At 73.1% G+C, this 12828-nt stretch carries 14 protein-coding genes and 1 pseudogene; 10 read left to right on the forward strand and 5 right to left on the reverse strand.

Annotation, left to right across the window (positions count from 1 at the left end; all coding sequences use genetic code 11):
• Positions 1 to 6: 6 nt before the first annotated feature.
• The 3 genes from BDZ31_RS17235 to BDZ31_RS17245 form a co-directional block, all read right to left on the reverse strand.
• Complete coding sequence (locus BDZ31_RS17235; protein ID WP_183343594.1) at positions 7 to 450, reverse strand: helix-turn-helix domain-containing protein; 444 nt, start codon at positions 448 to 450, stop codon at positions 7 to 9.
• On the reverse strand, positions 447 to 1541 hold the full coding sequence (locus BDZ31_RS17240) for a hemolysin family protein (RefSeq protein WP_183343595.1): 1095 nt from the start codon (positions 1539 to 1541) through the stop codon (positions 447 to 449). Before BDZ31_RS17240 ends, BDZ31_RS17235 begins: the two co-directional genes overlap by 4 nt.
• Before the next feature lie 66 nt (positions 1542 to 1607).
• A complete protein-coding gene (locus BDZ31_RS17245; protein WP_183343596.1) occupies positions 1608 to 2060 on the reverse strand; it encodes an LIC_13387 family protein in 453 nt (150 codons plus the stop codon).
• 167 nt (positions 2061 to 2227) lie between these two features.
• Between BDZ31_RS17245 and BDZ31_RS17250 the strand changes: the two genes are divergently transcribed.
• The 6 genes from BDZ31_RS17250 (at position 2228) to BDZ31_RS17275 (ending at position 7400) form a co-directional block, all read left to right on the forward strand.
• Positions 2228 to 2638: an acyl-CoA thioesterase gene (locus BDZ31_RS17250; protein ID WP_183343597.1), complete on the forward strand. Its 411-nt coding sequence runs from the start codon at positions 2228 to 2230 to the stop codon at positions 2636 to 2638.
• Between the two features lie 120 nt (positions 2639 to 2758).
• On the forward strand, positions 2759 to 3985 hold the full coding sequence (locus BDZ31_RS17255; RefSeq protein WP_183343598.1) for an ABC transporter substrate-binding protein: 1227 nt from the start codon (positions 2759 to 2761) through the stop codon (positions 3983 to 3985).
• Positions 3986 to 4009: 24 nt separating this feature from the next.
• Entirely contained in the window at positions 4010 to 4882 is an 873-nt protein-coding gene (locus tag BDZ31_RS17260; RefSeq protein WP_183343599.1) for a branched-chain amino acid ABC transporter permease, read from the forward strand.
• 9 nt (positions 4883 to 4891) lie between these two features.
• Positions 4892 to 5938 (forward strand): branched-chain amino acid ABC transporter permease, encoded by a 1047-nt coding sequence (locus BDZ31_RS17265; protein WP_183343600.1) that lies wholly within the window; start codon positions 4892 to 4894, stop codon positions 5936 to 5938.
• A complete protein-coding gene (locus tag BDZ31_RS17270) occupies positions 5935 to 6702 on the forward strand; it encodes an ABC transporter ATP-binding protein (protein ID WP_183343754.1) in 768 nt (255 codons plus the stop codon). The genes BDZ31_RS17265 and BDZ31_RS17270 overlap by 4 nt, the downstream gene beginning before the upstream one ends.
• Positions 6702 to 7400 (forward strand): ABC transporter ATP-binding protein, encoded by a 699-nt coding sequence (locus BDZ31_RS17275; RefSeq protein ID WP_183343601.1) that lies wholly within the window; start codon positions 6702 to 6704, stop codon positions 7398 to 7400. The genes BDZ31_RS17270 and BDZ31_RS17275 overlap by 1 nt, the downstream gene beginning before the upstream one ends.
• A gap of 47 nt (positions 7401 to 7447) precedes the next feature.
• On the opposite strand, the gene BDZ31_RS17280 is transcribed toward BDZ31_RS17275, so the two are convergent.
• Both BDZ31_RS17280 and BDZ31_RS17285 read right to left on the reverse strand, forming a co-directional pair.
• Positions 7448 to 8554: a phosphotransferase gene (locus tag BDZ31_RS17280; protein ID WP_183343602.1), complete on the reverse strand. Its 1107-nt coding sequence runs from the start codon at positions 8552 to 8554 to the stop codon at positions 7448 to 7450.
• A complete protein-coding gene (locus tag BDZ31_RS17285) occupies positions 8541 to 10091 on the reverse strand; it encodes a class I adenylate-forming enzyme family protein (protein WP_183343603.1) in 1551 nt (516 codons plus the stop codon). Before BDZ31_RS17285 ends, BDZ31_RS17280 begins: the two co-directional genes overlap by 14 nt.
• Positions 10092 to 10213: 122 nt before the next feature.
• On the opposite strand from BDZ31_RS17285, the pseudogene BDZ31_RS26250 reads away from it, so the two are divergent.
• The 4 genes and pseudogenes from BDZ31_RS26250 to BDZ31_RS17295 all read left to right on the forward strand — a co-directional run.
• Positions 10214 to 10495 (forward strand): annotated as a pseudogene (locus BDZ31_RS26250) (MBL fold metallo-hydrolase); the annotation flags it as partial.
• Between the two features lie 31 nt (positions 10496 to 10526).
• Complete coding sequence (locus BDZ31_RS25095) at positions 10527 to 11210, forward strand: MBL fold metallo-hydrolase (RefSeq protein WP_246345384.1); 684 nt, start codon at positions 10527 to 10529, stop codon at positions 11208 to 11210.
• 71 nt (positions 11211 to 11281) lie between these two features.
• Positions 11282 to 11698 (forward strand): nuclear transport factor 2 family protein, encoded by a 417-nt coding sequence (locus tag BDZ31_RS25100; protein ID WP_246345386.1) that lies wholly within the window; start codon positions 11282 to 11284, stop codon positions 11696 to 11698.
• Between the two features lie 10 nt (positions 11699 to 11708).
• The gene (locus BDZ31_RS17295) at positions 11709 to 12728 is read left to right on the forward strand and encodes an Rv3169 family protein (protein WP_183343605.1); all 1020 of its coding nucleotides are present in this window, start codon (positions 11709 to 11711) and stop codon (positions 12726 to 12728) included.
• The last annotated feature ends 100 nt before the right edge of the window (positions 12729 to 12828 follow it).

A 12828-nucleotide genomic window follows, 5' to 3' on the forward strand; every position in this document is an offset into this window, starting at 1 on the left:
GTCACGCTAATTCGGTCGGCCGACGGGCGCTTCTCGATTCCTGACCGGTCGCGTCACCTGCTTGGCGACGCACGACGGTATTCCCGCCGTGGCAAGCGCCTGCTCGCGGCGGTACTCGCTCGGCGGCATCCCGACCAGCGCGGCGAAGCGGCTGCTGAAGGTGCCCAGCGACGAGCAGCCGACCTCGAAGCAGACCTCGGTCACGGTCAGGTCGCCGCGCCGCAGCAGCGCCATCGCGCGCTCGATCCGCCGCGTCATCACGTAGCTGTAGGGCGACTCGCCGTAGGCGAGCCTGAACTGGCGGCTGAGATGCCCGGCCGACATGTGCACGCCGCGCGCGAGCGCCTCGACGTCCAGCGGCTGCGCGTACTCGCGGTCGATCCGGTCGCGCACACGACGCAGCCGCGCGAGGTCGCTCAGGCGCTGGGCCGAGGCCGGTCTGCTGCTCACCTGCGAGATCGTGGCAGATACGGCCTCAGCCGGTGGCGCGGGAGCGGCTGCTGGACGGCCGGGCGGTCGAACTCGTCGTCGATCGGGCCGACGATCTGCTCCAGCACGTCCTCGAGCGCGACGAGCCCGGCCGGGACGCCGTCGTCGCGCTCGACGACGGCCACCTGGGCCCGGTGCGCGCGCAGGCGGTCGAGCACGTCGTCGAGCAGCGTCGCGGCCGGCACGCGCTCGACCGGGCGCGACAGCGCGGCCGGCGGGCGGTCGCGGCGCTCGGCCAGCAGCAGGTCCTTCGCGTGCAGGATCCCGACGACCCGTTCGCGCCCGCCCGCGCGCGTGCAGACGGGGAGGCGCGTGCGGCCGCAGTCGCGGATCGCGCCGATCGCCTCCTCCCAGGTCGCGTCGGAGGCGACGCGGTGCACCTCCCGCCACGGGACCATCGCCTCGTCCGCGCGGATGTCGCCGAACGTGAAGACGTTGTCGGTGAACTGCTGCTCCTCGGGGGCGATCATGCCCTCCCGGCCGCTCTCGGCGACGAGCGCGCGCAGCTCGGTCTCGCTGTGCGGCGAGTGGCCGGCCTCCCGCGCGGGCGGGATGCCGAACGGCCGCAGCAGCAGGTTGCCGAGGCCGTTGAGGAGGTCGACGAGCGGGCGCGTGACCGCGTAGAAGGCGCGCATCGGCGGCGCGACGAGCAGCACGATCCGCTCGGTGCGCGCGATCGCGACGCTCTTGGGGGAGAGCTCGCCGACGACCACGTGCAGCATGGTGATCAGCAGGAAGGCCAGCCCCGCGGAGAGGCCGATCCCGCCGAGGCGCGCGTGGTCGCCGAGCAGCGGCGCGAGCAGCCGCTCGAAGGCGCGCTCGCCGAGCGCGCCGAGCCCGAGCGAGGCGACCGTGATGCCGAGCTGGCAGGCTGCGAGGTAGGCGTCGATCCGCTCGACCGCGTGCCGCACCGACCGCGCGCCGGGGCGCCCGCTGCGCTCGAGCTCGTCGACGCGTGTCGGGCGCAGGCGCGTCAGCGAGAACTCCGCGGCGACGAAGAACCCGTTGGCGAGGAGCAGCAGCAGCGCGAGGACGAGCTGGACGGCGGGCATCGGCGGTCACGTGCGAGCTACCCGCAACGGCGCGCCGGCTGACGCCGACCGGGCCGATCGGCCCCCTCACCTCGCGAGCAGTGCGGAGACGGTGAAGCAGGTGGTCGACGCGGCGGTTATCAGCGTCGGCCCGTAGAACCAGAATCGCAGCGAGATCGCCAGATAGACGGCGGGGAAGGCGATCGTGAGCGGGCGCAGGCCGCCGACCTCGCCGATCAGGGCGAAGTCGTGGGTGGCGAGCATGAGGCAGAGCAGCCCGAACGTGAACGCGCCGATGCCGTGGCTGAGATGGATGCCGAGCCACATCCGCCACATCGACGGCTTCGCGCCGCCCACACCGAACATCCGCACCAAGCGGACGCCGGAGCCCTCCATCGCGCGGACGACGGAGCGGTCGGCGGGGGCGAAGAAGGTCAGGCGGACCGTGTCGAGCAGCGTCGCGAGCGCGTGTCCGCCGCCGGCCGCCATCAACGGGATCGTCCCCGCGACGAACCACGCCTGGGCGGCGCCCGCGCTCACGGACGGCGCCTGACGTCGCGCATCAAACCGGAACGGGGATCGTTCATCGCTCCACTATACGGGTGTGTTCAGATGCGGTGGCGTCGCCGTCGTCGCGCATACTCGGCGCATGAATCCGAACGATCCGAGTGCGCGCGCGGCGCGCGGCCGCTCCGAGGTGGCATGCGATGGCTGAGTTCGTCCACACGCTGCGCGTCCGCTACGCGGAGTGCGACATGCAGGGGCACGCCTTCAACGCGCAGTACTTCACCTGGCTCGACATCGCGCATACGGAGCTGTGGCGCGCGACCGTCGGGCCGTATCAGGAGCTGGTCGCGGCGGGCTTCGAGATCGTCGTCGCGGAGGCGTCGGCGCGCTTCCGCAGCCCCGCTCGCTTCGACGACGAGATCGACATCGCGGTCGCGGTCGAGGCGCTGAGCAGATCGTCGATGACGACCGGTCACACGATCCGGCGCGGCGGCGACCTGCTCGCCGAGTGCTCGCTGCGGCACGTCTGCGTCGACGCGCGGGAGCTGCGCAAGACGCCGTGGCCGGACGCGGTGCGCAGCGCCTTCGAGCCGCTGCTCGCCGCCGGGTAGCCGGGCGCCTCCGCCCGTCCATCCGTCAGTCCCGAACACCGGTTGGGGTGAGCCCGGCCGGTTGGGATCGTCGCCGCGGCACTGGGTTCGACCCCAATCGGCGACGGAGGAGTGACAGTGATGGAGTCAAGAGTGCTCGCGCGACGGACGCGCGGCGTCATCGCGGCGCTGGCGACCGGTGCGCTGCTCGTCACCGCGGGCTGCGGGTCGAGCGACGGCGGCGCTGAGACCGGCGGCTCGGCGAGCGAGAAGGGCGAGATAGTGCTCGGCGCGACCGGTCCGCTGACCGGGCCGGCGGCGTCGCTCGGCGAGCTCTACAAGGGCATGCAGGCCAAGTTCGACGAGATCAACAGAGCCGGCGGCATCGACGGCAACACGATCAAGCTGGCGATCAAGGACGACCAGCTCAACCCGGCGACGACGCCGGGCGTCGCGCGGCAGCTGGTCGAGGGCGACGACATCTCGATGATGTGCGGCACCGCGGGCTCGCCGACGACCGTCTCGATCATGCCGTACCTGAAGGCGCGCAACATCGCGCTCGTCGCCGCCGCGGGCTCCTCGGAGCTGACCGACGACAACGCCTACCTGCCGCTGCCGACCTATCCGTCGCTGGCCGCCGGCGTCACCAAGCACGGCGTCGAGGAGATGGGCAAGAGAAGCGTCGCGATCGCCTACACCGACGACGCCGTCGGCAACCCGACGCTCGCCGGCGCGACGTGGCAGCTCGAGCAGATGGGGATCGAGCCGGTCGCCACCGTCAAGTTCAACGGCGTGGCGCCCGACCAGAGCGCGACCGTCGCGAAGCTCAAGAGCTCCGGCGCCGACTTCGTCGTGATCAACAACACGGCGCCGATCGTCGCCGGCATCATCCGCGCCGCGGCGAAGATCGGCTACAAGCCGCAGTGGGGCGTCCTGTGGCCGGCGCTCAACCGCAACCTGGTCGAGCTCAGCGGCGGGACGATCGACGACAACGTGATCTTCGCCTCGCCCTTCCTGCTCGGCGACGACGACAGGGCGAGCGGCTTCCGCGAGGCGCTGAAGGCCTCCAGCCCCAACGCCGACGCGACCGACAGCATCGTGATGCTCGGCTGGGTCACCGCGACGGCCTGCGCCGAGGTGATCGAGCGCGCGGTCGAGGCGGCCGGCGGCGGCAAGCCCTCGCGCGAGCAGATCGTCGAGGCGATGCCGGGCCTGACGTACTCCGACGACTACATCTCCAACCTCAGATGGACCGAGGAGAACCACACGGTCAGAGGCGAGGCGCTGATCGTCGGCATCGAGGGCGGCAGATTCAAGGCGCTGACCGACTTCCAGCCGCTGCCGGACGCCCCCGAGCACGAGGGCTGAGCGCCGCCTGACAGGGAGCAGATCATGGACCTCTTCGAAACGAGCCTGATCTCAGGCGTCGTCAGCGGGCTGCTCTACGCGCTCGCCGGCGTCGGCCTGGTGGTCATCTACCGGGTCTCCGGCTACGTCAGCTTCGCCCAGGGCGACATCGCCGCGGTCGCGCTCTACCTCGGCTTCTGGCTCCATCAGGGCGGCGTCCCGTACCTGCTCGTCGCGGTCGCGGTGGTGGTGGCGGGCGCGGCGCTCGGCGGCCTGATCGGCCGCTTCGTCGTCGTCCCGATGGAGCGGTTCGGGATCCTCGCGGCGGCGATGGCGACGATCGCCGTCGGAATCACGATCCAGGGCCTCGAGAACGCCTTCATCGGCGGCGAGGCCCGTCCCTTCCCGTCCGCGGGCGAGGGCGCGGCGCTGACGATCGGCTCGGTCACGCTGACATGGGCCGACGTGATCTCGTTCGTCGTCTGCGGCGCGATCGTCGCGGTGCTCGCCGCCGGCTTCAAGCGCACGCGCGTCGGGATCGCGATGCGCGCGGTCCACGACAACCCGAGCGCCGCCGAGCTGCTCGGCGTCGCGTCGATCTCGCTGAAGCGGATGAGCTGGATCGTCTCCGGCGCGCTCGCCGGCGTGACCGGCCTCTTCATCGCGCCGATCTACTCGCTGACGCCGACGAGCGTCAACGCGATTGTCGTCTTCGGCTTCGCGGCGATCGTCGTCGGCGGCTTCGACTCGATCGCGGGCGCCGTCGTCGCCGGCATCGCGATCGGCATCGCGACCAACCTGACGGCCGCCTACATCAGCACCGACCTCGTGACGCTGTCGCTGTTCCTGATGCTCGTCACCGTCCTGCTGGTGCGCCCGCAGGGGCTGTTCGGCCGACGACCGATGGCACGGGTGTAGGAGGAGCAGATGAGCACGACGAACGCCGCCGCGACGTCCCCCAACGGACGCGCGCCGCAGATGGCGCGGATCGCGGCCTCCGTGCGGACCGGCCGAGGAGCGCTGCTCCCCGGCCGCCTGCTGCTGCTCGCCGTCGTCGCCGCGGTCGTGCTGCTCGCCGGCATGACCGGCGACAGCCCGCTGACGTACTCGCTGGTGATCGGGACGATCTACGGGATCGCGATCCTCGGCAACAACGCGATCACCGCGACGCTCGGCGAGATCAACCTGAGCGCCGGCGCCTTCATGGCGATCGGCGCCTACACCGCCGCGTACACGCTGAGAGAGGGGTGGGCGCTGCCCGCCGTCGTGCTCGCGGTCGTCGTCGTGAGCATCGTGCTCGGCGCGCTGATCGCGATCCCGACCGTGCGGCTGACCGGCCTCTTCACGGCGCTGGCGACCTTCGCGCTCGCCTACGCGATCCCCGACCTCACGATCGCGCTGTCGAGCATCACCGGCGGCGACGCCGGGACCGCGATCACCCCGCCGATCGTCGGCGGCACGCTGATCGACGGCTCCTCGACGACGCTGCTCGCGATCGTGGTGATCCTCTTCGTCGCGCTCGCCGCCGTGAGCCTGTGGATGTTCAGCCGCTCGGTCGGCAGCAGGCTGCTGACCGTCGGCGAGTCGCCGCACGCGGCGCGCAGCTTCGGGCTGCGCTCGACGCTGCTGAAGATCGGCGTCTGGACCTGGGCGGCGCTGCTCGGCGGCATCGCCGGGCTCTGCTACGCGCTCGCGGTCGGCTTCCTCAACCCGACCGTGTTCACGCTCTTCCTGTCGATCTCGCTGCTGGCGGGCGGCCTCGTCGGCGGCTCGCGGAGCGTCGTCGGCGCGTGGCTGGGAGGGCTGCTGGTCGGGACGCTGCCGCCGAACATCCAGTCGGTCGTGCCGGCCTCCGCGAGCGGGATCGTCTTCGGCGTCGTCCTGCTGCTCGCGCTGCTGGCGGGCAGCGGAGGCCTCGGACAGGTGCTCGAACGGTGGCTGGTCGCACCGCTGATGCGGAGGAAGGGACGATGACGACGGAGATGCTGCGCGGAGAGGGCGTCTGCATGCGCTTCGGCGGCGTGCACGCGCTGAGAGAGGTCGACGTCGCGCTGGCGCCGGGACGGCGGCTCGGCCTGATCGGGCCCAACGGCTCCGGGAAGACGACGCTGCTGAACGTGCTGAGCGGCGTCTACCGCGCCAGCGCGGGCGCGATCCGCTTCGGGGAGCGGCCGATCGAGCGGCTGGGGCCCGGTGCGCGGGCGCGGCTCGGGATCGTCCGCACCTTCCAGCACCCACAGCTCGCCGCCAGCCTCACGATCGCGGAGAACGTCCGCCTCGGCGCGGCGCTGGGACGGCGGGTCCGCGGCTCCTCGGCGGCCGAGGAGGCCGCGCGCAGCGAGGCGGCGCTCGAGCGGTTCGGCTGCGCCGCCTATGCGGAGGGCCTGCCGGACGAGGTCCCGTACGGCGTGCGCAAGATGGCCGAGGTGGCGCGCGGCGCGGCGGCCGATCCGGCCGTGCTGCTGCTCGACGAGCCGGCGGCCGGGCTCAGCCGCGAGGAGCGCGCCGAGCTGATCGCCGCGATCGAGGCGTACTGCGGCGACCATCCGCAGGTCGCGGTCTGCCTCGTCGAGCACGACGTCCCGCTCGTCACCGCGCTCTGCCCGGAGCTGCTCGTGCTGGCTGCCGGCCAGGCGCTGGCCTCCGGGCCGGCCGAGGAGGTCGTCCGCGACGAGCAGGTCCGCGTCGCCTACCTCGGCGAGAACGTGCAGGTCGGCTCCAAGGAAGAGGTCCGCTGATGCTTCGCGCCGTCAACCTCCATGCCGGCTACCGCAGCGGCGTCCCAGTGCTGCACGGCATCGACCTCGACGTCGGCGCCGGCGCGGCGCTCGGCGTGATCGGGCGCAACGGCGCCGGCAAGACCTGCCTGGCGCAGACGCTCACGGGCGCGCTGCGCGCGATCGACGGCAGCGTGCTGCTCGGCGGCGACGACGTGACCGCGAAGGACAGCCGCGCGCGGGTGCGCGCCCGGCTGTCGCACGTCCCCGAGGGGCGGATGATCTTCGCCGACCTCTCCGTCCAGGAGAACCTCGAGGTCGCCGCCTACGGCGCCGGCGTCAAGCTCGGCGCGGCGGAGCTGCGCGCGGTCCAGGAGCGCTTCCCGATCCTCGAGCGCAAGGCGCACGACCGCGCCGGCTCGCTGAGCGGCGGCGAGCAGCAGTGGCTGGCGATCGGCCGGGCGCTCGTGCAGCAGCCGCGTGCGATCGTGCTCGACGAGCCGTCGCTGGGGCTCTCGCCGGTCGCGATCGACGGGCTCGCGGAGGCGCTCGTCGGCATCCGCCAGACGGGTGTCGCGCTGATCCTGATGGAGCAGAACCCGTACCTGCTGAAGGCGGTCTGCGACGAGGTGCTGCTGCTCGACCAGGGGCGCGTCACCCGCTCGCTCGACGGCGAGGCCGGCGAGCAGCTGGTCGCCGAGGCCTACTTCGGCGGCTGAGCGCGCCGCCGTGGCGCGCCCGGCGGCGCGCCACGGCGGCGGGGCGGTCAGCGGGCCGCCCGCGCCTCGCGCAGCGCCCGGCGCGCCAGCTCGGGCACGCCGCTCTCCAGCGCGAGCGCGTAGGGGTCGTCGGTCGTGCCGCGGACGGCCTGCGCGTAGATCGTCTCCAGCCCGATCGCGCCGCGCCAGAACGCGAACGTCGTGTACCAGCCGACGTCGCGGAGCGGCCGGCCCGATCCGGCGGCGTAGCGCTCGGCCAGCTCGGCGCGGCCGGGGAAGTCGCCGCCGGCGACCGCGCCGGCGAGCGAGAGGATCGCGCCGTCGTCGTCGCCGGGCTCCGGCCACGACGCCAGCAGCCAGCCGAGGTCGACGAGCGGGTCGCCGACGGTCGCGATCTCCCAGTCGAGGATCGCGGCCAGCCGCGCCGGCGCCTCCGGCGCGAAGACGACGTTGCCGAGGCGGTAGTCGCCGTGGACGACGGTCGTGTCGGCCTGGCGCGGGCGGTTGGCGGCCAGCCACGCCAGCACCTGCTCGACCTCGGGGAGGTCGCGCGCGCGGCGCTGCTCCCAGATGCGGCTCCAGCGCCGCAGCTGCCGCTCCAGGAACCGCTCGCCGTCGCCGAAGGCGGCGATCGCCGGCGCGCGCGCGTCGACGCGGTGGAGCTCGACGAGGCCGTCGACCAGCTCGTCGGCGATCCGGCGCCGCTGCGCAGGCGGGTCGAGCGCGGAGGGCAGCGTCGAGGTGATCACATGCCCCTCGACCTTCGCCATCACGTAGAACGGCACGTCGAGCAGCTCGCGGTCGTCGGCGGTCAGCAGCACCTCGGGCGCGCGCGCCCCGGTGCCGTCGAGCGCGGCCAGGAACCGCGCCTCGCGCAGCACGTCGTGGGCGCCGGGGGCGAACGGCGGGCGCGGCGGACGGCGCAGCACCGCCTCCGTCCCGCCGCGCCGCAGCAGGAAGGTCACGTTCGAGTGGCCCTCGCCGAGCAGCTCGGCCTCGAGCGGGCCGCTGCCGATCCCGTGCTCGTCGAGCAGCCGCTCCAGCGGCTCGCGCACCAGCAGCGGCGGCAGCGGCAGGCCGGCGGCCTCGGCGTGCGTGTCGACGACGACGCGCGAGCGCGCGGCCGCCTCCGGCGCGCGGTCAGCGGCGCTCACGCGCCGGCACCAGCAGGAACTTCTGGACCTTCCCGGAGGTCGTGCGGGGAAGCGGCTCCTGCCGGATCTCCCACTCGTGCGGGACCTTGAAGTTGGCGAGCCGCTCGCGGCAGAGCGCCTCGAGCTCGCCCTGGTCGACCGCGTCGGGCTCCTCGACGACGACGATCGCGCGGCCGACCTCGCCGTAGCGGTCGTGCGGGACGCCGACGACGGCGGCCTCCCTGACCGCCGGATGGGCGCCGAGGACGCGCTCGATCTCGGCCGGGTAGACGTTCAGGCCGCCGCTGATGATCATGTCCTTCACGCGGCCCGCGATGTAGAGGAAGCCGTCGTCGTCGACCCAGCCGCGGTCGCCGGTGTGCAGCCAGCCGTCGACGAGCGTCGTGCCGGTCGCGTCGCGGCGGCCGAGGTAGCCGTGGGTGACGGCCGGCGAGCGGCAGATGATCTGCCCGGGCTCGCCGGGCGGCGTGTCGGCGCCGTGCTCGTCGACGACCCGCACGACCGCGCTGATCGAGGCGCGCCCGGCCGAGCCGCGCTTGGAGATCGCGTGCTCGCCGTCGAGGTAGGTCATGATCGTCGGGAACTCGGTCAGCCCGTAGCCCTGCAGGAACTGGCATCTCGGGAGCCGGCGCTGGAGGTCCTCGATCGCCTCGATCGGGACGTGCTCGCCGCCGCAGAGGATCAGCCGCAGCGACGACATGTCGCGCCGCTCGAGGCTGTCGCCTTCGAGCACGAGGCGCAGCACGGAGGGGACGAGCAGGACGATCGAGATCCGATGGCGCTCGACCAGCTCGCAGAACTCCTCGCCGCTGAAGCCGCCGCTGCGCCGCAGCACGACCGTGCCGCCCCGCCACCAGGTCGCGACCGTGTAGTCGTGGAAGCCGGCGCCCCAGCAGAGCGCCGGCACGACGAGGTGGACGTCCTGCTCGGTCATCGAGAACTCGGCGACCTGGGTCAGCGCGTTGAAGAGGATGTTGCCGTGCGAGTGCATCGCGGCCTTCGGGAGGCCGGTCGTGCCGGAGGTGTACTGGAGCAGGAAGAGGTCCTCGGGGGAGGTCGGCGCGATCGGCGCGTCGGCCGCCGCGCCGGCGGCGACGAGCTCCTCGTAGCGGAGCGCGTCGGTCGCGCCGTCGGTCAGCGAGATCGTCCGCAGGTCGGGGGAGAGGTCGTCGGCGATCGCGTCGACGACGTCGTCGAAGGCCGGCTCGTGGACGAGCCAGCGGGCGCCCGAGTCGTCGAGCGCGTAGGCGATCTCCGGGCCCTTCAGGAAGTAGTTGAGCGGCACCGCGACGCCGCCGAGATGGGCGATCGCGTAGTACAGCTCGACGTACTCGGGGCGGTTGTAGAGCAGGATCGCGCAGCGATCCTCCGCTCTGAAGCCGGCGTTCGCGAGCCCCGTCGCGAGCCGGCGCACGCGCGCTTCGAGCTCGCCGTAGCTGATGCTGCGGTCCTCGAAGACCAGGGCGGCGCGGTCGGCGTCGCCCTGGCGTGCCAGGCGGTTGCGATACAGCGAGTCGGCAAGCCCGTAGAGGCCCATCGCTCTCCTCCTTGTCAGCGGGGCGTCGACGCTATCCGTCACCTCGGCGGCGCTCCAACCGCCTTTCGGATATCTCGCATGCCGCTGGCGCGGCGGCGGTCGGGCGGCGACGCTCACCGGCGATGAACGGATTGCGGTCGCGCTTTCACCGCGTCGAGCTGGAGTCGGGATATGCGGTCGGCTCGGTCAACGCCTGGCTGGTCGACGGCGACCCGTTCACGCTGATCGACGCCGGCAGCCTGCTGCCGGGCGCGATCGGCCGCCTGGAGGCGGCGTGCGCCGGGCTCGGCCGCACCGTCGAGCAGATCGAGCAGGTGGTGATCACCCACCACCACGTCGACCACGTCGGGCTGGCCGCCGAGGTCGTGCGCCGCTCCGGCGCGACCGTGGCGGCGCTGGAGCAGGTCGCGCTATCTCGGCGACTACGACGCCCAGGTGGCGCGGGACGTCGCGTTCGCGCGCGTCGCGCTGTCGGTCCACGGCTTCCCCGCCGAGATCGCGCACGAGACCGGCTCGCGGCTGGGGGCGGAGGCCCGCTGGGCCGCGGGTGTGCGGGTCGACCGGCCGCTGGCGGCCGGCGACGCCGTGACGATCGGCGGGGGCGTGTTCGAGGCGCTCCACCGGCCCGGCCACAGCGAGAGCGACACCGTCTTCCTCGACGCCGCGAACGGCATCGTGATCAGCGGCGACCACCTGATGCGCGACCACGCCTCGATGCCGATGCTCGACCGTCCGATGGACTGCGCGTCGGGCTACGCCGAGGAGGCCGCCCGCTGCGAGCGGCTGGTGCGCTACCGCCGCTCGCTGACCGCGTCGCTCGCCGACCTCGACGGCTTCGTCGTCCCCGGCCACGGGCCGCCGTTCGAGCGGCCGCGCGAGGCGATCGCGAGCCATCTCGCCTTCCAGGACGAGCAGGCGCGGCGGGTGCTCGACCTGTTCGCGCCGGGCGAGGCGCTGAGCGCCTGCGCGGTCGCCCGGCGGCTGTGGCCGAGAACGGCCTTCTCCTGGCCGTGGCTCAGCGCGAGCACGATCGTCGGCCTGCTCGGGCGGCTCGCGGCCGACGAGCTGCTCGTGCCGACGCCGCTCGCGGACGGCGTGACCGGCTACCGGCCGAGATAGTCGGATGGGCCTCGCGACGTCGGCGATGCTGTGGTCGTGTGCGTCGCGTTGACAACCCCGGGAGGAGAGGCATGAGCGCCACCGCACCTTCGCTGACCGACGAGCAGATCTTCAAGGCGACCCGCGACTGCATCGCCGCGTGGAACAGCCTCGACGTCGAGGCGACGCTCGCGACCTACACCGACGACGTCGTCTACAACGACCCGAAGACGCGCGGCAGGATCGTCGGCAAGGACGACCTGCGCCGGTACCTGACGAAGTTCTTCAAGGTCTGGGACATGCAGTTCACGGTCGTCGAGGAGCATCGCCTCGCCGGCCAGGACGCCCAGCTGTGCATGTGGGACTGCAGAATCACCCATCGCGCCGGCGGCGAGACGATCACGGTCAGCGGCATGGACATCTGCGGCGTGCGCGGCAACCAGCTCTGCCGCGACGAGGCGTTCATGGACACGCTGCCGCTCGAGCCGCTGATCGCGGCGCAGCGGTAGGGAGGAGGCCATGACCACCCTGACCGTCGACCAGGACCTGCTGATCGGCGAGCCGCCGGTCGGCAGCAGCGAGCGGTTCTTCGACCGCTTCTACTTCAACCTCCACGGCCCGGAGCCGACGCCGCTGATCATGATCGGCGCGGGCTCGTATCCCAACCGGCAGGTCGTCGACGGCTACCTGATCCGCGTCGACGGCGGCAGGCAGCGCAACGTCCGCTTCTCGAACGAGAGCGGCCGGCTGCCGGCGACCGGCGTCGGGCCGCTGTCGTGGGAGATCGTCGAGCCGCTGAGGGCGTGGCGGCTCGTCGTCGGCGAGAACCCGGCCGGCTTCGAGCTCGACGTCGTCTGGCGGGCGCGCACGAACCCGTGGGAGACCGAGCGGATCGTGCTCGACGACGGGCGCGGCGGCGTCAGCGACTTCGCCCACTTCTTCCAGTCCGGCAGCTACGAGGGCACGCTGGTGCTCGACGGGGAGCGGCGCGACGTCACCGGCTGGCTCGGCCAGCGCGACCGCTCGCGCGGCGTGCGGCTGGTCTCCGAGCGCGGCGGCCTGCACACCTGGATCCAGGCCCAGTTCCCCGACTGCTCGGTCGCCGTCCTCTTCAACCTCGACCGGGAGAACGCGGTCACCCACTGCGACGGCGCGGTGCTGGGCGTCGACGGCGTCGACGATCCGCTCGTCTCCGGCCGCCACGCGGTCGAGATCGACGACGGCCTCGACTGCCCGCGCGCGGCGTTCGAGTTCACGACCGCCTCCGGGCGGACCCTGCGGCTCGACGTCGACGCGACGCCCGGCGGCGGCTTCCTCTCCGGCGGCGGCTACGGCGGCTGGCACGGCAGGCGGCGCGGAGCCGACGTGGTCGAGCACGAGACGTGGACGCTCGACGGCACCGTCACGCCGCGCACGCTCGACACGCCGATGACCGACCGCCCGGCGCGGTTCGTCCTCGACGGCGCGACGGAGGGAGTCGGCGTCTTCGAGTTCGCCGTGACCCGCAGCCCGAGATACGTCTACCGGCCGTCGCTCTGACGGCCGGGCCGCCGCCCACCGAGCGGAACGAGAAGCGCCCCGCTCCGGCGGGGCCTTCGCCCTGCGCTCAGCGGGGCGGGCGGGCGGGCGGCGCGGGCCG

This window comes from Conexibacter arvalis (genome assembly GCF_014199525.1).
GTDB lineage: Bacteria > Actinomycetota > Thermoleophilia > Solirubrobacterales > Solirubrobacteraceae > Conexibacter > Conexibacter arvalis.